The sequence below is a fragment of the Aliivibrio kagoshimensis genome (assembly GCF_050337105.1).
In the GTDB taxonomy this organism is placed as follows: domain Bacteria; phylum Pseudomonadota; class Gammaproteobacteria; order Enterobacterales; family Vibrionaceae; genus Aliivibrio_A; species Aliivibrio_A kagoshimensis.
On record NZ_JAKJSQ010000021.1, the window covers coordinates 34,663 to 56,460 of the forward strand.

Here is a 21,798-nt window from a genome sequence, read left to right on the forward strand (position 1 = left end):
ATTCAGGGCTATCCTCGGCACAAATGATCAGAACCCGATCAAGATCCTAAAATCCAATGCCCTTAGTTAATTTTTGTAGTAAAATTACGCTAGTTTAGATTTWTAATTACGATTTAAAATTGATAAGAGGTAACACTATGTCTGCCAAGAAGCCTATGGCTCTCGTTATTCTGGATGGTTGGGGATATCGCGAAGATTCACAAAACAACGCGATCGCCAATGCGAAAACACCGGTGATGGATTCGCTACTCGCCAATCAACCTAATACGCTGATCTCTGCATCAGGTTTTGATGTGGGTCTACCTGATGGTCAAATGGGTAACTCTGAAGTAGGTCATACCAACATTGGTGCTGGCCGTGTGGTTTATCAAGATCTAACACGCATTACTAAATCCATCGCTGATGGTGACTTCTTTGAAAATGATGCTATTTCTGGCGCAATGGACACAGCGATCGCTAACGGTAAAGCGGTTCACCTAATGGGCTTAATGTCTCCAGGTGGTGTTCATAGTCATGAAGATCACATTGCCGCTGCTGTTGAAATGGCAGCAAAACGTGGTGCTGACAAGATCTATCTGCACGCCTTTTTAGATGGCCGAGATACGCCGCCGCGCAGTGCTGAAAGTTCATTACAACGCTTTCAAGATCTATTCAACACGTTAGGAAAAGGACGTGTTGCCTCACTGATTGGCCGCTACTATGCGATGGATCGTGACAATAACTGGGAACGCGTTCAAAAATCGTATGAGTTACTGACTCAAGCCAAAGGTGAATTTACTTTTGACTCTGCAGTCGCTGGCCTTGAAGCCGCTTACTCCCGTGAAGAGAACGATGAGTTTGTTGCTGCCACTGAGATCCGTGCAGAAGGCGAAGAAGCCGCAGCGATTGAAGATGGCGATGCTATTATCTTCATGAACTACCGTGCTGACCGTGCCCGTGAAATCACTCGTGCCTTTATGCCTGGCTTTGAAGGTTTTGTTCGTGAAAAGACGCCAGCATTTAGTGACTTTGTGATGTTGACCCAATATGCTGCAGATATTAAAGCCAGCATCGCCTTTCCACCAGCGTCATTAGAAAATACCTACGGTGAGTGGTTATCGAAAAAAGGAAAAACTCAACTTCGCATTTCAGAAACTGAGAAATATGCGCACGTTACCTTCTTCTTTAATGGCGGCATTGAAGATGAATTTGAAGGTGAAGAGCGCTCTTTAGTGGCTTCTCCAAAGGTCGCGACCTACGATCTACAACCTGAAATGAGTGCACCTGAGTTAACCGAAAAATTGGTTGCGGCGATTAAATCAGGCAAGTACGACACCATTATCTGTAACTATCCAAATGGCGACATGGTGGGTCATACTGGCGTATACGATGCGGCGGTTAAAGCGTGTGAAGCACTGGATGAGTGCTTGGGTAAAGTGGTTGCTGCCATCAATGAAGCGGATGGTCAAATGCTGATCACTGCCGATCACGGTAATGCTGAGATGATGATTAATCCGGAAACTGGGGGCATTCACACCGCTCACACTAACCTTCCGGTTCCACTGATTTATGTCGGCAACCAAGAACTCGAGCTTAAATCTGGCGGTAAACTGTCAGATCTTGCACCGACTATGCTTGAGTTGACTCAAACAGAGATCCCAGCAGAGATGTCAGGTGACGTGCTATTCACGCTTAAATAACTGTTTACACTTAGATAATAGTGAGTAGTGGTGAGCTTACCTTCTGTGCAGTAATCGATTGTTTTACTCCATATAAAGTTGGTATTATGTCTGAATGCGATATTTTAGATTAGCTCTAGCAAAAACTCTTCGCGCCAGTACCTTGTGTACTGGCGTTTTATTATGCCTGTTTCTCTCTTTCAGCCACTCTGCAATCGCGAGTAACGAAGAGCTCAGTGGTGTGAAGCAAGAGATTAACCGTCAACAGTCCATTGTGGTTAAGCAAAAGAAACAACTCAATCAGCTGCAGACCTCGTTAAAAACTCACGAAGTGGCCATCTCCTCATCGGCGCAAAAAGTTCGCCAAGCTCAACAAGCACTAAACCGAGTTGAAGCTCTGATTAAAGAGCTCAATCAACAACAGAGCCACCTTAAACAGCAACAAATTGGTCAAAAAGAGACGCTAAAAGCTCTCTTGAAAGAGTCCTACATGATCAGCCGAAATCGGCAGTTATCAGGAATATTAAGTGGGGAAGATTCGACCAACTTGGATCGCTTAAATATTTATGCCCAATCTATCTCTCTCTCAAGAGCCGATGCCATCAGTCAACTTGAACAAACGGCCATTGAGCTCTCCGAAAAAGAACAACAGTTAAAACATGAACTCTCAGAGCAGAACAAGTTACTGGCTCAATTCAAACAGCAGAAAGCTAAGCTTCAAGAGGCGCAAACCAAACGTAAACATACGGTCTCTAGCATTAAAAAGGCTATCTCAAGTGACAGCTCCTATCTGGATGAACTGCATCAGAACGAGAAACGCTTGACCTCTGAGATCATTAAAGCCAAAGCCCGAGCGAAAGCCATTGCGAAATCAAGCGCACGTATGGACGGATTAGCCAGCCAAAAGGGTCGACTGCCATGGCCTATCTCTCTCACTGGCGCCAAAACACTGCATAATTTTGGCACAGCGCAAACGGGCCAGTTAACCTGGAAAGGTATGGTGATCGCTAGCAGTTACGGCAACCCCGTTAAATCTGTCTACTCTGGAAAAGTGGTGTTTGCGGACTGGCTTCGAGGATATGGCTTAATGATCTTGGTTGATCATGGCAAAGGCGATATGACGCTGTATGGTTACAATCAAACCCTAATGAAAAAGGTCGGCGATACCGTACAAAAAGGGGAGACCATTGCACTCGTAGGCAACAGTGGTGGGCAAGATGTCGCTTCACTTTACTTTGAAATCCGCCGAAACAGCAAAGCTCAAAACCCAAGAAGCTGGTTGCGTAAGTGAGAAAGTAGCAAGTAAGAAAGTAAGAAAGTAGAAAGTAGAAAGTAGAAAGTAAGTAAAAGGCAGAAGCGTGCGCCTCTGCCTAAATAGTTTACTTATTCCCAGTCGAGAATAACTTTACCAGACAAACCACTGCGCATGGCGTCGAAGCCCGCTTGGAAGTCATCAATCTTGAAGTGGTGGGTGATGATTGGCGTTAGATCTAAGCCTGACTGAATCAAACTGGCCATTTTGTACCAAGTTTCAAACATCTCACGACCATAGATACCTTTGATCACCAAGCCTTTAAAGATCACCTGGTTCCAATCGATACCCATGTCTGATGGTGGAATCCCCAACAATGCAATCTTGCCACCATGGTTCGTGTTAGTCAGCATGCTATTAAAAGCAGATGGGTTACCTGACATCTCCATACCGACATCAAAACCTTCTGTCATGCCTAAATCAGCCATCACATCTTCCAGTTTCTCGCTCATGACGTTCACAGCGCGAGTCACGCCCATCTTGTTAGCAAGATCTAAGCGGTACTCATTCACATCAGTGATCACAACATGACGGGCACCTGCGTGTTTCGCCACGGCTGCTGCCATTATGCCAATAGGACCAGCTCCCGTAATAAGGACATCTTCACCAACCAGATCAAATGACAGCGCCGTATGTACAGCATTGCCAAACGGGTCAAAGATAGACGCCATATCATCAGAGATCTCATCTGGGATCTTAAATGCATTAAATGCTGGAATCGCCAGAAACTCAGAGAAAGAGCCGGTACGGTTAACACCAACTCCTGACGTATTACGACAAAGGTGCGTACGCCCACCACGGCAGTTACGGCAGTGACCACACGTAATATGACCTTCACCAGATACGCGATCACCAATCTCAAAACCACGAACTTCTTGGCCAATACCGACCACTTCGCCAACGTATTCATGACCCACTACCATTGGCACAGGGATGGTATTTTGTGACCATTCGTCCCAGTTGTAGATATGCACGTCAGTACCACAGATCGCTGTTTTCTTAATTCGGATCAGAAGATCATTATGACCCATTTCAGGTTTCTCAACCTCAGTCATCCAGATACCTTCTTCAGGCTTCAATTTTGATAGTGCTTTAATTTTCATAATTATTCCTCTCGCCTGATTAAGCGATGATCTCCATCTCTTTACCCACTTGGATAAAGGCGTCTATGGCACAATCGAGTTGTTCACGACTGTGAGCGGCGGACATTTGAGTACGGATACGAGCTTGGCCTTTAGGCACAACAGGGAACGAGAAAGCCACCACATAAATGCCTTTTGCTAATGCACGCTCAGCAAACTCAGCCGCCAATTTAGCATCACCCAACATAATTGGGATAATCGCGTGGTCAGCACCGCCCATGGTGAAACCAGCTGCTTCCATACGAGTACGGAAATGCGCAGAGTTTTCCCATAATTGGCTGCGTAGATCGCCCGATTCCGCAAGCAAATCAAGCACACGAATAGAGGCTGAAACGATTGCAGGTGCCACAGAGTTCGAGAATAGGTATGGACGTGAACGTTGACGTAACCAGTCGATCACCTCTTTTTTTCCAGCAGTGTAACCGCCTGACGCGCCACCCATGGCTTTACCTAATGTGCCGGTAATAATATCGATACGATCAATCACATCATGGTGTTCATGAGTACCCGCGCCGTTGTCTCCCATAAAGCCGACCGCATGAGAGTCATCCACCATGACAAGCGCGTTATATTTGTCCGCTAAATCACAGATTGCCGGTAAGTTAGCGACCACACCGTCCATAGAGAACACGCCATCAGTAACAATAAGCGTATGACGAGCACCCGCTTCTTTTGCCGCGATCAATTGCTCTTCTAACTCCGCCATGTTGTTATTGGCATAACGGAATCGCATCGCTTTACAAAGACGCACACCATCAATAATTGATGCGTGATTTAACGCATCTGAAATGATCGCATCTTCTTTGCTTAATATGGTTTCAAACAGCCCGGCATTTGCATCAAAGCACGAGGTATAAAGAATGGTATCTTCTTTACCAAGGAAGGTTGAGAGTTTCTCTTCTAACACTTTATGTGAATCTTGCGTACCGCAGATAAAACGTACTGACGCCATACCAAATCCGTGCTCATCCATGCCAGATTTAGCTGCTTTAATCAGCTCAGGGTGGTTTGCTAACCCAAGATAATTGTTTGCACAAAAATTGAGTACCTCTTCACCCGTTGAGATACTCACTGCCGCCTTTTGTGCCGACGTGATAATACGCTCAGACTTATATAAACCTTCTGATTTAACATCTTCAATTTGTTGATTTATTTGATCGTAAAAAGTGGTAGACATAATGGTCTCCGAAAAAGTGCTATGACCTAATAGTATAGACATAACGTGATGAGCAAATCCTCCAGCCTTTTTATCTAGAAAATCACAAAAGGTTAGAGATTCATTTTATCTTCTAGGGAATTTTAAGAGGTAACCACAAGGCTTGTCGAGCGGAATAGGTGATATATCTGTAAACAGATCAAAGAACGCGATACGAGTCACGCAAGGGATCTTTTGAAGCCTAACTAGAGACTAGAAACTATATGAGCGAGTGCAGGGCTCAGATCGCTTCGCTTGCAGAATTCAGGTTTCAGGTTTCAGGGAGAGTAGAAGTCAAGATACTATACGCTGCGCTAACTAGAACGCTGCGCTCTAGAGACTATAAAGTCAAAAGCTTGCTATTGCTCTTATAGTTTCTAGTCATTGCACTTCCTGAACTCTGAATTCTGAACCCTGTTCTTATAGTCTCTAGTCTCTAGTCTCTAGTCTCTAGTCTCTAGTCTCTAGTCTCTAGTCTCTAGCTAGTCACTACCAAACAAATCTCTGGTGTAAACTTTATCCGCCACATCACTTAACTCTTCCATCATACGATTCGAAACAATCACATCCGCAACTTGTTTGAACGCATCGAGATCTCTGTATACAGTGGAATGGAAGAACTGATCTTCTTCAAGCACAGGTTCAAACACCACCACTTCAACCCCTTTGGCTTTAAGGCGCTTCATAATGCCCTGAATCGATGACGCTCTAAAGTTGTCCGATCCCGCTTTCATGATCAAACGGTATATCCCAACCACTTTTGGATTGCGCTTTAAAATCGAGTCTGCGACAAAATCTTTTCGGGTGCGATTAGCATCAACAATGGCGCCAATAATGTTATTTGGCACCTCTTGATAGTTAGCTAGCAGCTGCTTGGTATCTTTCGGCAAACAATAACCACCGTAACCAAAAGAGGGGTTGTTGTAATGATTACCGATGCGAGGGTCGAGCCCTACCCCTTCAATAATCTGACGAGCATCCAATCCATGCGCCTCAGCGTAAGAGTCAAGCTCATTGAAATAGGAGACGCGCAGTGCCAAGTAAGTATTTGAAAAGAGTTTAACCGCTTCAGCTTCCGTCGAATCAGTAAAAAGAACGTCGATATTCTCTTTAATCGCCCCTTGCTGAAGCAGGCCTGCAAACTCTTGTGCCCGCTCGGACTGCTCACCGACAATAATGCGAGATGGGTGCAAATTATCAAACAGAGCACGCCCTTCACGTAAGAACTCTGGAGAGAAAATCAGGTTGTCACAGTTAAGATCTTGTTTGATTCTTTCTGTATATCCTACCGGAACCGTTGATTTGATCACCATGACTGCATCAGGGTTGATAGTCATCACATCTTTAATCACCGCTTCTACAGAGCCGGTATTAAAGTAGTTGGTTTGAGGATCGTAATCAGTAGGAGTGGCAATCACCACAAACTTAGCGTCTTTATACGCCAACTCTTTATCCAGAGTCGCGATTAAATTTAAGCTCTTGTTTGCTAGGTACTCTTCTATCTCAACATCAGAAATAGGCGACTGCTTGTTATTGATCATTGCCACTTTCTCTTCGATCAGATCAACGGCAACCACTTCGTTGTGCTGTGATAGCAATACCGCATTTGATAGGCCAACATAACCTGTTCCCGCAATAGCAATTTTCATACTCAACAATTATCCCTTTAAATAGTATTCGCAGATTGTAGCAAACAATAGATGAAGAGTTTATGAAAGAACTATTGAATAAAGCATGAATTACGACAATGCCAGTACTACTTATTACTGGCATTTCAATAAAAAAGTAACCGCTACCTCAATCCAATAGGGACAGTATTTTTATGGGCAATACCAAAAATGATCAGCTGTGGGCCTTTAATAAAATAGTAAATCTCATGACTGATATGGGAAAAGCTGTGCACTCCATCATTAATACTCTTGTGCACTGTACCCAACTTGGGAGCAGTTGCTAAGTACTGACAGGTTTTACGAAGCCCAGACAAATATCGCAGAGCTCGTTGATTCCCCCATTTATTCCGCTTGTGACGCAGGATATCGATGAGATCGTTTTGCGCATTATTGGTAAAGTGATAACTAGCATTTGGCATCATACACACCTCGGCTGATGTCATCAAAAAATTGTTCACCATCCACATAGCTGTTATTAAGCTGACTCAATGTCCCTTTCTCAGCATTATCCTTAATCACCTTCAACTTGACCCTCTCACTGTAATCAAACTCATCAATAGAGATGACCACAGAGGCCGGCCTCCCTTTTCGAGTAATGATCACGGGCAACCACTCTGCCTTTTTTAATATTTTTTGTAGTTGAGTTTGTGCTTTATAAGCCGGGATTGTTTCCATTTTTATATCCTTATTATTATTGAGTTCCTTTAACTGACTTCTACAGATTAGAAGCAGATATGAAACCATGTGCAATAAAATCAAAGGGATAATTAAAAATGAGGAGTAGGCCGGAAAAACAAAACAACAGGAAGTAACAATTCTCGAAATTGAACCGCAATCTATACATTGCGGTTAATTTGTGATTTTTGGGTATAAAGTTCAGGGCTCAGGAAACGATACGCAGCGCTAACTAGAACGCTTCGCTCTAGAGACTATAAAGTCAAAAGCAGGATACTATACGCTACGCTGACTAGAACGCTGCGCTCTAGAAACTATAAAGTCAAAAGCAGGAGACTATACGCTTCGCTGACTAGAACGCTTCGCTCTAGAGACTATAAAGTCAAAAGCTCTGCCCCTGCTCTTATAGTTTCTAGTTTCTAGTCACTGCACTTCCTGAACCCTGCAAGCGAAGTGATCTGAACCCCAAAGTTACTGTAATAAAAATTACAGTCACTTTCTTGACAGTAGATCCCATCGCCTTATACTAATTAAAAAAGATCAGATAATAAGAGATAAAACAAATGCAGAAGTTCTACAACCGAGAAAAAGAGCTCACTACTTTGAGAGCCATTTCAACACAAGTGGCTAAAACAAAAGGCCAATTGAGTGTTATGGTTGGTCGAAGACGCGTTGGTAAAACTCGACTTCTCAATGAAGCATTTAACGAAAGTGGTATTAAATTTCTCTATTTGTTTATCAGCCGGAAGAATGAGAGTTCACTCGTTGCGGAATTTGCCGAGATCATAAGTCGTGAGCTAGGCGTTAAATTTTTCCAACCACAATCTCTTAGAAATATTATCGACTTCCTTCTGGATTACTCAAAAACTAACCCGTTAACCGTCATCATTGATGAGTTTCAAGATATTGACATCGTTAATTCCAGCTTATTTTCTGATATACAGAACCTATGGGATGCCAACAAACGAGAAGGCATGATTCACCTTGTTTGCTGTGGTTCTCTGTACAGTATGATGACAAAAATATTCAAAGGGAAAGATGAGCCACTCTTTAATCGTGATGATCTGTTTTTTAGTGTTCAGCCCCTTCAGCCATCCTACATTACCGAAATAATGCATGATAACCATCAATTTAGTTCAGAAAACCTGCTCAATTGGTGGTGCTTGTCAGGCGGGATCCCTAAGTACCTAGAGTGGTTGACTCGGTTCTCATCAGAAAATGAAAATATCTTTGAATCGGTCATTTCAGAGTTTTCCCCTCTGATTAAAGAGGGGACACATCGTCTTGTCGAAGACTTTGGCTCTGAACATAGGGTCTATTTTGATATTTTAGGTGCGATATCAAAAGGTAATACTAGCCGAACTCGAATAGAGAACTTTCTGAATACCAGTGTTGGCGTTCATCTTGAAAAGTTAGATGAAATCTTTGATGTGATTACGAAGATGCGCCCTATAAGCTCAAAAGAGACCTCAAGGGATGTGCGATACGCAATTTCTGACCCATTCCTCAACTTTTGGTTTCGATTTATCCACTCAAATAAAAGCGCGGTGGAGATGGAAAATTATGGCTATATTAGACGAAACATCGAACGTGATTTTGAGGTTCACTCTGGCATAGAGTTGGAATCACTCTTCAAAGCCATTCTGATCGAGTCAAAACAGTTTGGGCGTATAGGAGGGTATTGGGATGCGAGAGGTCATAATGAAATAGACATTGTCGCGATTAATGATCTCGACAAAGAGGTACTGATTGCAGAAGTCAAACGAAGACAGAAACGATATAGCGAAGCAGCGTTGATTGCAAAATCACATCGCCTATTGGAAAAATTAAATCTAAAAGGGTACAACATTGTATACAGAGGGTTTTCATTAGATAATTTAACGGATGTGATGGATGAGTATTTGTAGAGTTCAGCGGGACTATACGCTGCGCTGACTAGAACGCTGCACTCTAGAGACTATAAAGTCAAAAGCAGGGCACTATACGCTGCGCTAGCTAGAACGCTGCGCTCTAGAGACTATAAAGTCAAAAGCCCTGCTCTTGCTCTTATAGTTTCTAGTTTCTAGTCATTGCACTTCCTGAACCCTGCAAGCGAAGCGATCTGAACTCTGCTCTCGCTCTTATAGTCTCTAGTCTCTAGTCTCTAGACACTTTTCTCTTAAAACAGCTAACTCAAAAACAGAGCCAAAAAAGCAATACCTATCGCAATTACCGCTAAAATCTTGTTTGAACTGGACTCTATTCTTTTTTCCAGATTTTTTTCAACTTGATAAATATCGGCTCTCGTTGCTATTTGAGTATCAAGAATAACTCGTTGTTGCTCAGCAAGAAACTCAGCCTGTTTCTCATCCATGCCTCTCGCCATTAACCCTTTGACAAAAGAGTGCGAATCAAACAGCCCTGTTTTATTCACTGTATCACCCATAGGTAGACTCCAAAGTAACGGTTAATAAATAGACTATATCAAAAAATCTGATTGGATGGGAGGGTTCAAGAAACTATACGCGAAGCTAACTAGAACGCTGCGCTCTAGAGACTATAAAGTCAAAAGCCCTTCTCTTGCTCTTATAGTTTCTAGTCATTGCACTTCCTGAACCCTGCAAGCGAAGCGTTCTGAACTCTGCTCTCGCTCTTATAGTCTCTAGTCTCTAGTCTCTAGTCTCTAAACCCACCGAACCCCATACAGATCAATGTGTTCCAATAACTTCTCACTCGTGATTTTATGCTTGATGACAATATCAACCTTATAAGGGATCGTCGTTAGTTCAATTTCACTCAAAACAGCGGCGACATCCGACAGTGTGATATTATCCCCCCCAAGAACCAAGTCGATATCTGAATTTGACCTATACGTACCCATCGCACGCGAGCCAAATAACCAAGCCGCTTTCACTGCTTTCCGCTTAAGCAAGATCTCTATTACCAAGGTTTTATGGGATTCTTTTAAGCCGTCACAACTGCGAGTATCACTCTTCATCTTGACTCTTAATATCCAAGTAACTCACTATCGACGTTAATACTGGCTCAAAATTTTCCACAATAAGAGCTTGGGCCTCTAAAGCATTTTTATCGTCATAAGTATGAGTCAGTAAATTACGCTTGCTTAATGCTTCTAATAAGGTTTCACACTGCTCGGGCGTAATATGATTCGCTTCAAGCGCGGTTCGGATAGAACCTCGAGGAGAAGCGGCATCATACCCTTCAAACTCCACTAAATCTTTTAATGTTTTCCATACTAGCTCGAAAGTAAATTCAAACGTTTGGATAAGTCCAGCAAGTTCCAGTTCGTTATACGACTCTTGAGCGCACGCCTTTGTTAAACGCAAATGTGCCCTTTTTAAGTTTTCTAAACGCTGTTTCCAGCGATGCGGGTTAACACTCATATCATCTCTCAATTTTTAACTTAATAATGCGGATTCAGGAAACTATACGCTGCGCTGACTAGAACGCTGCGCTCTAGAGACTATAAAGTCAAAAGCCCTGCTCTTGCTCTTATAGTATCTAGTTTCTAGCCATTGCACTTCCTGAGCCCTGAACCCTGCAAGCGAAGCGATCTGAACTCTACCTTTACCCTGCTCTTATAGTCTCTAGTTTCTAGCATCTAGTCAGCTCAGCGCATAGCCTTTAAGATCTACGCTCTCCCATACCTATCTTCAAATCGCACGATATCATCTTCACCTAAATAAGACCCCGTCTGTACCTCAATCATCTCTAGAGGGATCTTGCCTGGGTTCTCAAGCGCATGAACGGTACCAATAGGGATATACGTCGACTCATTTTCTGACAATAAGAACGTTTTCTCGCCAATAGTCACTTTGGCAGTTCCAGACACAATGATCCAATGCTCTGCGCGGTGATGATGCATCTGAATTGAGAGCTTTTCTGAAGGTTTAACAGTAATTCGTTTCACCAAATCTCGATGACCGGTATCGATAGAGTCATATTTACCCCAAGGTCGATAAACCTCACGATGAATTCGATGTTCGGTTCTGCCGTCCGCTTTAAGCTGCTCAACTATTTTTTTAACATCTTGTACTTGATCTTTGTTGGCCACTAAAACGGCATCTTTAGTTTCGACTACAACAACGTTATCAAGACCAACGGTAGCAACCAATTTACTCTCCGCTTTAATAAAACAGTCGTGAGAATTCACGGCAATCACATCACCACTGAGGGTATTTTGATTGTCATCCTTATCTGATACATCCCACAAAGCAGACCAAGAGCCAACATCACTCCAGCCAGCATCCATTGGCGCGACAATAATCTGACTATCATCACCAGATTGAGAGAGAGGCTCCATTACCGCATAATCAATTGAGTCTGACGGACAGTTTTCAAAATCTATTTTATCGATACGAATGAACTCCATATCTTCAGATTTATTGTCCATCGCTTTTTTACACGCTAAAAGCATATCAGGGGAGTAAGCTTCAAGCGCTTCAAGATAACGGCTCGCTTTAAACAGAAACATACCACTGTTCCAGTAATATTCACCGCTGTCTAAATAACGTTGCGCCGTTGCTAAATCTGGCTTTTCAACAAATTGAGACACAGTAAAGCAGCTTCCTGTTGCTGCACCCGCTTTAATATATCCATAACCAGTTTCAGGCTCGGTCGGCACAATACCGAAAGTGACAAACTTACCCTGCTCGGCAAAAGATTGCGCCTTTAGAACAGAAGCGTGAAAAGCATCAGAGTCTTGGATTACATGATCGGCAGCGAGAACCAGTAATAACGGATCGTCATCGTTTGAGAGAGCTTGTAATGCTGCTAATGCAATCGCTGGGGCAGTATTTCGACCGACTGGCTCAAGAATAATACCACTGTGTTTCTGATCGGCAATTCGCAACTGTTCAGCAGTCACAAAGCGGTGCTCTTCATTACAGATTAACAATGGCGCACTGTGCTGCAACCCATCAAGGCGAGAGAGCGTTTGTTGCAGCATTGACTGCTCATTAGACACTGACAAAAACTGTTTAGGATACTGCTCGCGAGAAAGCGGCCATAAGCGGCTGCCAGAACCACCAGCCATAATTACAGGCAACAACATACTTTATTCCTTTAAAGGTTAATTTGAAATGTAAGAGTTCAGGAAACTATACGCTACGCTAACTAGAACGCTACGCTCTAGAGACTATAAAGTCAAAAGCAGGACACTATACGCTGCGCTGACTAGAACGCTGCGCTCTAGAAACTATAAAGTCAAAAGCACCTGCTCTCGCTCTTATAGTCTCTAGTCTCTAGTCTCTAGTTTCAGCTTTCCAAACCAGATCCCCAATTCCATCAGTAGGATTAAACCCAGTCGGCGTATCCAACAGTATCTGACGAATTGTTTGATGATCAAATTCATGACAAGCAATATCCAACTTCTCTAATATCTGTTCATACTCAGAAAAAGGTAAAAATGACTCATTGGCTGCCATGATTCGCTCATGCGTCGTTTTACCCACATTATCGCCAATCAGCAACTCTTCAAACAGCTTCTCTCCTGGGCGTAACCCGGTGAACTTCAGCTCAATATCCCCTAATGGATTATCGTCTGTTTTCACCTCTAAACCAGAGAGTCTCACTAAGTTTTGGGCCAGATCGACAATTTTTACCGGTTCACCCATGTCCAAAACATAAACATCACCGCCTCTACCCATTGCTCCAGCTTGAATCACCAGCTGAGCCGCTTCTGGGATGGTCATAAAGTAACGAATAATCTCTGGATGGGTAATGGTTATAGGACCACCAGCTTCAATTTGACGCTTGAACAGTGGAATCACCGAACCGGAAGAGCCGAGCACATTACCAAAACGCACCATACAAAAACGGATACCTTGCTCTTTTTTTAGCTCTTCCGCTGCTAATGCTTGCAGCGTCAACTCCGCCATTCGCTTCGTAGTACCCATGACATTGGTAGGCCGTACTGCTTTATCTGTTGAGATCAAAACAAAAGATTCCACTTTAGCTGCAATGGCTGCTTGAGCTGTATAGTAAGTGCCAAATACATTGTTTCGCACCCCTTCAACCACATTGTACTCAACCAAAGGGACATGCTTGTATGCGGCTGCGTGATACAGAGTTTGAACCTTAAACGACTCCAATACCGCAGATAATCGATTCAGCCTTTGCACTGAACCTAACAGGGGCACGATTTCAACGTTTAGTCCTTCAGAATGAGCAAGCTCACTCAACTCTTTATCAATACTATACAGTGCAAATTCAGACAGCTCAAAGAGGAGAAGTGATTTGGGTTTTAATTTAACAATCTGGCGACACAACTCAGAGCCAATAGAGCCACCAGCACCCGTCACCATCACCACCTTATCGGAAATATTGGCAGACATTAGCTCTGGATTAGGCGTCACTGAATCACGGCCAAGAAGATCTTCAATCGGAACATCTCTAAGTTGGTCAATAGTCGCGATACCATTCACGATATCCGCCATATTGGGCATAGAGAGAACTTCTATAGGTAGCGGAACTAAAGACTCAATAATCGCTTTACGTTGAGAGCGACTGGCACTTGGAAGCGCCAGCAGGACTTTTTTTACTTTTTTCTTTTCAATCAGACTTTCTAAGTGCTTAGGTAGGTAGACGGTCAGCCCTTGAATCGAGCTTTTGAATAACTTCTTATCATCATCAATGAAGGCTATTGGGTGGTAGTCGTCACCTTGGCGCAATAAATTAACCAACTGACGACCAGCAGAGCCCGCACCATAAACGATAATATTTGGTTTACTTTTAGTTAGGTGTTGATTCACTAAGATTCGAACGACGAGACGTGCACCACCACAAAGTATCACTAAGTAGGTGGCATAAATAACGGGAACGGAGCGCGGAAGAAATGCGTATGAGAAGTATGAGCTCATCACTAAGATAACAGCGGAAATGGTGGCTGAAACAGTGATACTCAGGAGTGCATAGAGACTCAAATAACGAAGAACTGCACGGTATAAGCCAAAACGGACAAAGAGTAGAAGAGTACTGAGCACTAATACCAAGTATACCTGCCAGTGCAGTGGGCTATTAAGTAACTGACTAATATCCCCTAACCGAGTGGCAAAAGCGCCCCAAAAAGCAATGGAGATAAATAAGGTGTCAATGACTAAGCTAATTACACGCTTTGCTGGCCTAGGAAGGGTCCAAATCGAATCAAGAGAAAACACGATGGCTAAACACCTAAAAATATAAATAAAAAGAAACTAAAGAGAATATAAGCAGTCTATCAAAAAATGAGAGGTGATTTCCTGCTTAGTCACGCTTTTTACTAAAACTACTTTTCAGGTTTTACTGCATCGCCAGAGCCACTACCCGTCGCTGTCATAATGATGTATTTGAAATAGTCTTGAAGGGTTAAGCTATCAATCATCTGTTTGTCAGTCTTGGCCAACAGTTGAGGTGTCGACATATCGATATTCTTCACTTGTGCTAAGCCCGTCACCCCAGGTAAAACATCATAAACACCTAAAGCTTCTCTCTCTTGAATCAGCTCTTGCTGGTTAAAGAGATTAGGTCGAGGACCAACTAAGCTCATTTCCCCTTTAACCACATTAATAAGCTGCGGCAGTTCATCTATCTTGGTTTTACGTAAGAAGCTACCTAATTTGGTAATTGAAGCATTATTAGCGAGGTGGCTAGCGACAGATTTGGTCTCAACTGACATGGTTCGAAGCTTAATCAGCTTGAAAGGCTTTTGATTTTTACCGACACGAGTTTGAATAAAGATTGGAGAACCGGTATCAAACAGTCCAATAAGCACGACTACCAAAAGAAGTGGCCATAACAACAATAAGCCAAAGAAGGCAGCGAGGAAATCGATAATACGGATCATTTAGTTTTCTCTTTATTCAATTCTTTATTTAGCTTTTTACTTAGTACAAAGGCTTCTGCTGTCTCTTTAAAGCCCTCTTCCAGTGTTTGTGGTGGGGTCCAGCCTAACCTCTCTTTGGTATCCGTAATATCAACCTGCAGTGAACCTAATAGGCGATCAACTTTATCTTGCTTACTGAACACTTTACCAATTAAATTAAAGCACCATAAAGGCACAGGCAACATACGGTTAGGCTGACCTAGTGCTGTAGACATGGCTTTTACCATTGAAGCAGTAGAAACATCGTTATCATCTGATACTAAAAATACTTGGTTTGCCGCTTTAGGATGATCAATGCAAGTTATAATTAAGTCCACTAAATTGCGGACAGATACTAAACTACGCCTATTATTGGTAATTCTACCAAATGGCAATGGTAGCCCTTTAGAGACCAAATTCATCAACGATGCAAAATTTGCTTTAACACCCGGCCCATACACTAACGTTGGACGGATAATCACCACTTCCATCCCCGTTTTCAGAGCTAACTCCAAAAGAAGATCTTCAGCTTCAGCCTTTGATTTTCCATAATCATCTTGAGGATTTTTTTTATCATCACTCTTGAATGGGCCAGAGTTAGAGGTAGATTCACCATTTACCTTAATTGAGCTGACAAATATGAAGCGTTTAACACCCGCTTCAGCTGCCTGCTTTGCTAAGTTCAATGTTCCTAAAGTGTTTACTTCGCGGTACTCTTTTAATGGGTTATCTGACTCGTCATGCATGATGTGGGCACGAGCAGCGCAGTGGATAACAACATCAATACCATTTAATGCATTGTCATATGAGGAGTTGGAATCAATAGTTGAGTGGTGAAAATCATAACTAATACTACTTATGGGATTTGTACGTCCGATGATCAATAGACTGAACTTCGACAGTTTCTCTAAGAGCGCTCGCCCAACAAAGCCCGTCGCTCCTGTCATTGCTATTTTCATTTAAAGATTAATCCCATAATCTTCTCAGGGTACTTACTTAACACCTTGAGCCACCCTGTTTTCAATCCATTCTTCCGGCACGAATCTATCAACTCTTTGTTTAATAGATAGTTTGATTTAAGCCCTCCTGTACTTACCCCACCTAATCTCATTTTAACAACTTCTCTGTTAACATATTTATATGTGAAACCAGGCAGATTAAATAGACGAAGCAGCATGTCAAAATCAGAGGCTATCTTATAATTAACATTGTAGGGATGAACTTTCTCATAGCACTCCCGTCTGACATAGGTCGAGGGGTGGGCAGGCATCATACCTCTACTAAACTTCTCTTTTGTAAACGACTTTGAAGAGAAGTGACGTACTTTTGAAGATAAATCATTCTCTTTATAGAAACCAACATCAGCATAGACACAGTCAACATTCTGAAGTTCTGATACAACATTCTTAATAACATCTTTATCAAAAAACACATCGTCTGAATTCAAAATGCCAATCACATCACCAGTGGATAATTTAATCCCTTTATTCATCGCATCATAAAGGCCACTGTCTTTTTCACTGACATAGGTAGAGATAACATCTCGATTCATTTCAATAATAGCGTTGGTATTATCAGAAGACATACCATCAATAACGATATATTCAATATCATCATAAGTTTGACTCGCTACCGACGCTATGGTGTCTGCAATGGTTCTTCCTGAGTTGTAACAAACAGTAATAATACTAACTTTCATTAGTTACGGCCGTAACGATCTTCAAATCGTACAATATCGTCTTCACCTAAATAAGATCCTGTTTGCACCTCTATCAACTCCAGTGGTAGCACACCTGGGTTTTCCAACGCATGAATTTGTCCGACAGGAATATATGTGGACTCATTTTCAGTGACTAAGAAGGTTTTATCGCCATTGGTGACTTTTGCCGTTCCAGATACCACCACCCAATGCTCTGATCTATGGTGATGCATCTGAATCGATAATTTCTCACCTGGTTTGACGGTAATCCGTTTAACTTGATCGCGCTCTCCGATGTCAATCGAATCATACTTACCCCATGGCCGGTATACTTCGCGATGAATTTTATGCTCAGTTCTATCCATAGCTTTCAATTGATTCACTATCGATTTCACATTTTGAACTTTATCTTTTGCCGCAACAAGAATCGCGTCTTTGGTTTCTACAACCACAATGTCATCAAGCCCTACGGTGGCTATTAATTTGCTCTCTGAGTGTAGATAAGAGTTTTTAGTGTCAACAGCAATCACATCACCTTTAATTGTGTTGTTATTGCTATCTTTAGCTGAGACATCCCACAACGCTGACCATGAACCAATATCACTCCAGCCCGCATCCATCGGAACAACAACCGCACTCTCAGCACTGTTTGAACTACAAAGAGGTTCCATTACCGCATAATCGATTGAGTCGTCAGGACACTGTTCAAATGCCTTTTTGTCTACACGGACAAAGTCCAAATCTTCAGCAGTACACTCCATCGCTTTTTCACACGCAAGAAGTATGTCAGGATGGTATTTTCTTAACGCTTCAAGATATCGACTGGCCTTGAACAGGAACATACCACTATTCCAGTAGTACTCCCCGCTCGATAAGTATTGTTCTGCCGTTTCTAATTGGGGCTTCTCTACAAATTTTGACACTTCAAAGCCTTGGTCCAAAGCACTACCCGCTTTGATATAACCATAACCAGTTTCAGGCGATGTCGGTACGATACCGAAAGTCACTAATTTATCGTTTGCAGCAAACTCCAAAGCTTGGTTGATTGAGTGTTGAAATGCGCTCTGATCATTAATTAAATGGTCGGCAGCAAGCACTAATAATATCGGTTCTTCTCCCTCTTTTGCCATTCGCTTAGCTTGCAGCGCCGCTAATGCAATTGCTGGCGCTGTGTTTCGCCCTACTGGCTCTAAAATAATACCACTATGCTCAAAACCACCAATACGAAGTTGCTCAGCAGCGATAAATCGATGCTCTTCATTACAAATCAGCAGTGGACTTTCATGTTCAATTCCATCTAATCGAGACAGTGTCTCTTGCAGCATGGTCCGTTCGCCAGAAACAGTTAGGAATTGCTTTGGATAAAGTTCACGAGAAAGTGGCCATAAACGACTTCCTGTTCCGCCAGCCATAATCACCGGTAATAACATAAGGTACCCTATTTGAAATCCATTTTAGTGGTAAATAACGAAAACAATAATTACTGAGTGATGTTAACGACGAAACGTATCTTGATTATCTAAAAACCATTGATACGCCTTGGTTAACCCATCCTCTAACGTGACAGTCGCAGTCCAACCTAAATCATTTAACCGAGAGACATCCATTAACTTTCTTGGTGTGCCATCTGGTTTTGAACTATCAAACTCTAGTTGCCCTTCGAATTGGGTTACTTTGGCAATAGTTTCAGCTAGTTCTCTGATGGTGCAATCAACCCCAGTGCCAACATTGATGTGTGACAGCATAGTTTCAGTATGTTTTTGATATTCCGAATTTGAAAGGTTCATAACATGAATAGAAGCTGCTGCCATATCATCCACATATAAAAACTCTCGCATTGGCGTTCCTGTACCCCATACAACAACTTTCTCCGAACCAGCAAATTTTGCTTCGTGAAAACGACGCAGCATTGCAGGAATTACATGGCTATTATCTGGATGAAAGTTATCATGCTCTCCATATAAATTCGTTGGCATGACACTGCGGTAATCGACACCATACTGCCTATTATATGATTCACACATTTTAATCCCAGCAATCTTTGCAATCGCGTAAGGTTCATTGGTTGGTTCAAGCATTCCAGTTAACAGCGCGGATTCCCGCATCGGTTGCTCTGCTAATTTTGGGTAAATACATGAAGAACCAAGAAACAGAAGCTTTGTTACTCCATTACTATAAGCTTGATGAATTACATTCGACTGCATCTGGAGGTTTTCGTAAATAAACTCAGCAGGCATCGTATTATTAGCTTGAATCCCTCCAACTTTCGCTGCTGCAAAAAATACAGCATCGGGCTTCTCGTTTAAGAAAAAAGTGGATACCGCTTGTTGATTAACAAGATCTAAATCAGAGCGACTGCGTGTAACAATATTATTGTAACCTTGTGCTTTCAACTGCCGTACGATAGCAGAACCCACCATTCCACGATGACCAGCCACATATATTTTAGAATTCAATGATAAAGACATAATTAGCACTTACAAAAAAGACATTCACTTTGGAATGCCTATTAAAAATTAGAAAGAGTTATCGATTAATCAAGACTCTACAGAAAACGACACATCATGACCATGAAATTTTAAAAGGGCATGCTGTTTCGCTTTTTCATAATCGTACTGAACCATCTCTGCGCACATCTCTTCAACTGTGATTTCAGGCACCCAACCCAGCTTTTGCTTTGCTTTAGAAGGGTCACCTAATAACGTTTCTACTTCTGCTGGACGGAAATAGCGAGGATCCACCTTAACGATAACATCGCCAATTTTGACCCCTTGCGCTTTATCACCAGAAATAGAGGCAACAGTACCAACTTCATCAAGACCAGTACCAGAGAATTCTAATTCAATACCCAGCTCTTTAGCTGTCATACGAACAAACTCTCTAACCGAGATCTGTTTACCTGTTGCGATAACGAAGTCGTCGGGTGCATCTTGTTGCAGCATCATCCACTGCATGCGGACATAATCTTTAGCATGCCCCCAGTCACGCAGTGCATCCATATTTCCCAAGTATAAACAACACTCTAATCCATGTGAAATGTTCGCGATGGCACGAGTGATCTTACGAGTAACAAAGGTTTCACCACGACGAGGAGACTCATGATTAAATAGTATGCCATTACAGGCATACATCCCATACGATTCACGATAGTTCACTGTGATCCAATACGCGTACATTTTTGCAACGGCGTAAGGAGAGCGAGGGTGAAATGGTGTGGTCTCTTTTTGAGGGATCTCTTGCACTTCACCATATAACTCTGAAGTGGACGCTTGATAAAAACGCGTCTTTTTTTCTAGGCCTAGGAAACGAATTGCTTCCAGAAGTCTTAATGTTCCCATAGCATCAACATCAGCAGTGTACTCTGGGCACTCAAAAGAGACCGCGACATGAGATTGAGCACCGAGATTATAAACTTCATCGGGCTGAACTTCTTTTAAGATTCGAGTTAAATTAGAGCTGTCCGTTAAGTCACCGTAGTGAAGAAAGAAATTGGCATTCTCTTCATGACGGTCCTGATAGATATGGTCTAAACGTTCCGTATTAAAAGAGGAAGAACGACGTTTAATCCCATGAACCTCATACCCTTTTTCTAAAAGAAATTCAGCAAGATACGAGCCATCTTGTCCTGTTATTCCTGTAATTAATGCTGTTTTCATAATTTTAATCTCGACAATAAATTGGTTATAAATGAATTTAGATTTAACAAAAGAGATAGGGGCGACCTAAAAAAATTACTTATTATTAGGTTTAAGGCCTATAGCATGGAAAATTATGAACTCTTCATTAATGTCAGCCTTCTTTCCTCCCCGCTCTCAATAGTCATGAGAAGAAGTACAGCGTGAATTGTTAACAAAATGATAAAAGTTAGCTTCCGTTCGATTTTGATTCTATCGAAGTCAGGGTTAACTTCGAATGCATAAGTGAGTGCCGCCTGTTCAACGTTTAGCCTCAATTTGTTTTATAGCGATATTTAAAGATACTCAAAATAACCTCCAAGTCTATCTTTGGCTGATTGACTGCTTTGCGATAACACTAACTGGTGGAGTCAATACTAATAGAACTCAAAAATTTATTTTTTTGCTACAGTTCTAATTGCATACTCTAACTCATCCAAAAACCGTTTCTGGGAGCCATGTTTTTCTTGAAGTGTAGGTGTCAATTTTATCTTTTTACTTGAGCAAATTAAAGAGGCAAGTGATTCAATATTTTGAGGCTCAAAAAACAAGAATTCTCCATGTCTAGGCTCTTGTTCTCTATGGATAGGGATATCAGAAAGAATCATTTTTTTATTAAGAGCCTTAGCTTCTTCTACAGTAGTACTCCAACCTTCAAACAAAGATGGGTTTAGTACAAAAGAACTACCAGACATCAAAGCTAATACATCATCCCCTGGTATTAAGCCTAGCACTTTATATTCATCCGATGATATATTAAAATTTTTGATAGTGTTTTCACATTTTTTAAATGTTTCAGAATCAGTATTACCTGTTGATACAATCTGAAATGACTTATCACCATTTTTTTTGAGACAGTTAATAGCCTGAAAAACTATATCATGGTTTTTATGAGGCCAATATTGATTTGGTAATAATATATACTCTTCTGAT

At 42.0% G+C, this 21,798-nt stretch carries 20 protein-coding genes; 3 read left to right on the forward strand and 17 right to left on the reverse strand.

Annotation, left to right across the window (positions count from 1 at the left end):
• The first annotated feature begins 137 nt into the window (after positions 1 to 137).
• Complete coding sequence (gpmM, locus tag L4C32_RS09210; protein ID WP_428196578.1) at positions 138 to 1,679, forward strand: 2,3-bisphosphoglycerate-independent phosphoglycerate mutase; 1,542 nt, start codon at positions 138 to 140, stop codon at positions 1,677 to 1,679.
• A 94-nt stretch (positions 1,680 to 1,773) separates the two neighbouring features.
• On the forward strand, positions 1,774 to 2,949 hold the full coding sequence (locus L4C32_RS09215) for a peptidoglycan DD-metalloendopeptidase family protein (RefSeq protein ID WP_428196579.1): 1,176 nt from the start codon (positions 1,774 to 1,776) through the stop codon (positions 2,947 to 2,949).
• Positions 2,950 to 3,041: 92 nt separating this feature from the next.
• On the opposite strand, the gene tdh is transcribed toward L4C32_RS09215, so the two are convergent.
• The 5 genes from tdh to L4C32_RS09240 form a co-directional block, all read right to left on the reverse strand.
• Positions 3,042 to 4,073, reverse strand: a complete 1,032-nt coding sequence (tdh, locus tag L4C32_RS09220) for an L-threonine 3-dehydrogenase (RefSeq protein ID WP_428196580.1) — start codon at positions 4,071 to 4,073, stop codon at positions 3,042 to 3,044.
• 19 nt (positions 4,074 to 4,092) lie between these two features.
• The gene (locus L4C32_RS09225) at positions 4,093 to 5,289 is read right to left on the reverse strand and encodes a glycine C-acetyltransferase (protein ID WP_428196581.1); all 1,197 of its coding nucleotides are present in this window, start codon (positions 5,287 to 5,289) and stop codon (positions 4,093 to 4,095) included.
• A gap of 500 nt (positions 5,290 to 5,789) precedes the next feature.
• Positions 5,790 to 6,956, reverse strand: a complete 1,167-nt coding sequence (locus L4C32_RS09230) for a nucleotide sugar dehydrogenase (RefSeq protein WP_428196582.1) — start codon at positions 6,954 to 6,956, stop codon at positions 5,790 to 5,792.
• 143 nt (positions 6,957 to 7,099) lie between these two features.
• Positions 7,100 to 7,399, reverse strand: a complete 300-nt coding sequence (locus tag L4C32_RS09235) for a type II toxin-antitoxin system RelE/ParE family toxin (protein WP_428196583.1) — start codon at positions 7,397 to 7,399, stop codon at positions 7,100 to 7,102.
• Complete coding sequence (locus L4C32_RS09240) at positions 7,383 to 7,652, reverse strand: type II toxin-antitoxin system Phd/YefM family antitoxin (RefSeq protein ID WP_428196584.1); 270 nt, start codon at positions 7,650 to 7,652, stop codon at positions 7,383 to 7,385. The genes L4C32_RS09235 and L4C32_RS09240 overlap by 17 nt, the downstream gene beginning before the upstream one ends.
• Positions 7,653 to 8,215: 563 nt before the next feature.
• Between L4C32_RS09240 and L4C32_RS09245 the strand changes: the two genes are divergently transcribed.
• Positions 8,216 to 9,559 (forward strand): ATP-binding protein, encoded by a 1,344-nt coding sequence (locus L4C32_RS09245; RefSeq protein WP_428196585.1) that lies wholly within the window; start codon positions 8,216 to 8,218, stop codon positions 9,557 to 9,559.
• Between the two features lie 260 nt (positions 9,560 to 9,819).
• On the opposite strand, the gene L4C32_RS09250 is transcribed toward L4C32_RS09245, so the two are convergent.
• The 12 genes from L4C32_RS09250 to L4C32_RS09305 all read right to left on the reverse strand — a co-directional run.
• Entirely contained in the window at positions 9,820 to 10,077 is a 258-nt protein-coding gene (locus L4C32_RS09250) for a hypothetical protein (protein WP_428196586.1), read from the reverse strand.
• 237 nt (positions 10,078 to 10,314) lie between these two features.
• On the reverse strand, positions 10,315 to 10,629 hold the full coding sequence (locus L4C32_RS09255; RefSeq protein ID WP_428196587.1) for a nucleotidyltransferase domain-containing protein: 315 nt from the start codon (positions 10,627 to 10,629) through the stop codon (positions 10,315 to 10,317).
• Positions 10,619 to 11,035, reverse strand: coding sequence for an HI0074 family nucleotidyltransferase substrate-binding subunit (locus tag L4C32_RS09260; RefSeq protein WP_428196588.1), 417 nt, complete (start codon positions 11,033 to 11,035; stop codon positions 10,619 to 10,621). Before L4C32_RS09260 ends, L4C32_RS09255 begins: the two co-directional genes overlap by 11 nt.
• A gap of 248 nt (positions 11,036 to 11,283) precedes the next feature.
• Positions 11,284 to 12,705 (reverse strand): mannose-1-phosphate guanylyltransferase/mannose-6-phosphate isomerase, encoded by a 1,422-nt coding sequence (locus tag L4C32_RS09265; protein ID WP_428196589.1) that lies wholly within the window; start codon positions 12,703 to 12,705, stop codon positions 11,284 to 11,286.
• 190 nt (positions 12,706 to 12,895) lie between these two features.
• Positions 12,896 to 14,809: a polysaccharide biosynthesis protein gene (locus L4C32_RS09270; protein ID WP_428196590.1), complete on the reverse strand. Its 1,914-nt coding sequence runs from the start codon at positions 14,807 to 14,809 to the stop codon at positions 12,896 to 12,898.
• A 107-nt stretch (positions 14,810 to 14,916) separates the two neighbouring features.
• Positions 14,917 to 15,474 carry a sugar transferase gene (locus tag L4C32_RS09275; protein ID WP_428196591.1) on the reverse strand — a complete coding sequence of 186 codons (558 nt, stop codon included), beginning with the start codon at positions 15,472 to 15,474 and terminating at the stop codon, positions 14,917 to 14,919.
• Positions 15,471 to 16,451: a UDP-glucose 4-epimerase family protein gene (locus tag L4C32_RS09280; RefSeq protein WP_428196592.1), complete on the reverse strand. Its 981-nt coding sequence runs from the start codon at positions 16,449 to 16,451 to the stop codon at positions 15,471 to 15,473. Before L4C32_RS09280 ends, L4C32_RS09275 begins: the two co-directional genes overlap by 4 nt.
• Positions 16,448 to 17,191 (reverse strand): glycosyltransferase family 2 protein, encoded by a 744-nt coding sequence (locus tag L4C32_RS09285; RefSeq protein WP_428196593.1) that lies wholly within the window; start codon positions 17,189 to 17,191, stop codon positions 16,448 to 16,450. The genes L4C32_RS09280 and L4C32_RS09285 overlap by 4 nt, the downstream gene beginning before the upstream one ends.
• Positions 17,191 to 18,621: a mannose-1-phosphate guanylyltransferase/mannose-6-phosphate isomerase gene (locus tag L4C32_RS09290; RefSeq protein ID WP_428196594.1), complete on the reverse strand. Its 1,431-nt coding sequence runs from the start codon at positions 18,619 to 18,621 to the stop codon at positions 17,191 to 17,193. Before L4C32_RS09290 ends, L4C32_RS09285 begins: the two co-directional genes overlap by 1 nt.
• Before the next feature lie 63 nt (positions 18,622 to 18,684).
• Positions 18,685 to 19,659, reverse strand: a complete 975-nt coding sequence (gene fcl, locus L4C32_RS09295; protein ID WP_428196595.1) for a GDP-L-fucose synthase — start codon at positions 19,657 to 19,659, stop codon at positions 18,685 to 18,687.
• Positions 19,660 to 19,728: 69 nt separating this feature from the next.
• A complete protein-coding gene (gene gmd / locus L4C32_RS09300; protein WP_428196596.1) occupies positions 19,729 to 20,847 on the reverse strand; it encodes a GDP-mannose 4,6-dehydratase in 1,119 nt (372 codons plus the stop codon).
• Between the two features lie 413 nt (positions 20,848 to 21,260).
• Positions 21,261 to 21,798, reverse strand: a 538-nt coding sequence (locus tag L4C32_RS09305) for a glycosyltransferase (protein ID WP_428196597.1), incomplete at its 5' end; no start/stop codon positions are given.

What these genes read in the sequence shown, in the direction of transcription:
- L4C32_RS09260 (WP_428196588.1), bottom strand. Translation starts at nt 11,035, where the DNA reads ATGAGTGTTAACCCGCATCGCTGGAAACAGCGTTTAGAAAACTTAAAA.
- gpmM (WP_428196578.1), top strand. Translation starts at nt 138, where the DNA reads ATGTCTGCCAAGAAGCCTATGGCTCTCGTTATTCTGGATGGTTGGGGA.
- L4C32_RS09265 (WP_428196589.1), bottom strand. Translation starts at nt 12,705, where the DNA reads ATGTTGTTGCCTGTAATTATGGCTGGTGGTTCTGGCAGCCGCTTATGG.
- L4C32_RS09275 (WP_428196591.1), bottom strand. Translation starts at nt 15,474, where the DNA reads ATGATCCGTATTATCGATTTCCTCGCTGCCTTCTTTGGCTTATTGTTG.
- gmd (WP_428196596.1), bottom strand. Translation starts at nt 20,847, where the DNA reads ATGAAAACAGCATTAATTACAGGAATAACAGGACAAGATGGCTCGTAT.
- L4C32_RS09290 (WP_428196594.1), bottom strand. Translation starts at nt 18,621, where the DNA reads ATGTTATTACCGGTGATTATGGCTGGCGGAACAGGAAGTCGTTTATGG.
- L4C32_RS09250 (WP_428196586.1), bottom strand. Translation starts at nt 10,077, where the DNA reads ATGGGTGATACAGTGAATAAAACAGGGCTGTTTGATTCGCACTCTTTT.
- L4C32_RS09245 (WP_428196585.1), top strand. Translation starts at nt 8,216, where the DNA reads ATGCAGAAGTTCTACAACCGAGAAAAAGAGCTCACTACTTTGAGAGCC.
- fcl (WP_428196595.1), bottom strand. Translation starts at nt 19,659, where the DNA reads ATGTCTTTATCATTGAATTCTAAAATATATGTGGCTGGTCATCGTGGA.
- L4C32_RS09240 (WP_428196584.1), bottom strand. Translation starts at nt 7,652, where the DNA reads ATGGAAACAATCCCGGCTTATAAAGCACAAACTCAACTACAAAAAATA.
- L4C32_RS09230 (WP_428196582.1), bottom strand. Translation starts at nt 6,956, where the DNA reads ATGAAAATTGCTATTGCGGGAACAGGTTATGTTGGCCTATCAAATGCG.
- L4C32_RS09255 (WP_428196587.1), bottom strand. Translation starts at nt 10,629, where the DNA reads ATGAAGAGTGATACTCGCAGTTGTGACGGCTTAAAAGAATCCCATAAA.
- tdh (WP_428196580.1), bottom strand. Translation starts at nt 4,073, where the DNA reads ATGAAAATTAAAGCACTATCAAAATTGAAGCCTGAAGAAGGTATCTGG.
- L4C32_RS09235 (WP_428196583.1), bottom strand. Translation starts at nt 7,399, where the DNA reads ATGATGCCAAATGCTAGTTATCACTTTACCAATAATGCGCAAAACGAT.
- L4C32_RS09285 (WP_428196593.1), bottom strand. Translation starts at nt 17,191, where the DNA reads ATGAAAGTTAGTATTATTACTGTTTGTTACAACTCAGGAAGAACCATT.
- L4C32_RS09215 (WP_428196579.1), top strand. Translation starts at nt 1,774, where the DNA reads ATGCGATATTTTAGATTAGCTCTAGCAAAAACTCTTCGCGCCAGTACC.
- L4C32_RS09280 (WP_428196592.1), bottom strand. Translation starts at nt 16,451, where the DNA reads ATGAAAATAGCAATGACAGGAGCGACGGGCTTTGTTGGGCGAGCGCTC.
- L4C32_RS09225 (WP_428196581.1), bottom strand. Translation starts at nt 5,289, where the DNA reads ATGTCTACCACTTTTTACGATCAAATAAATCAACAAATTGAAGATGTT.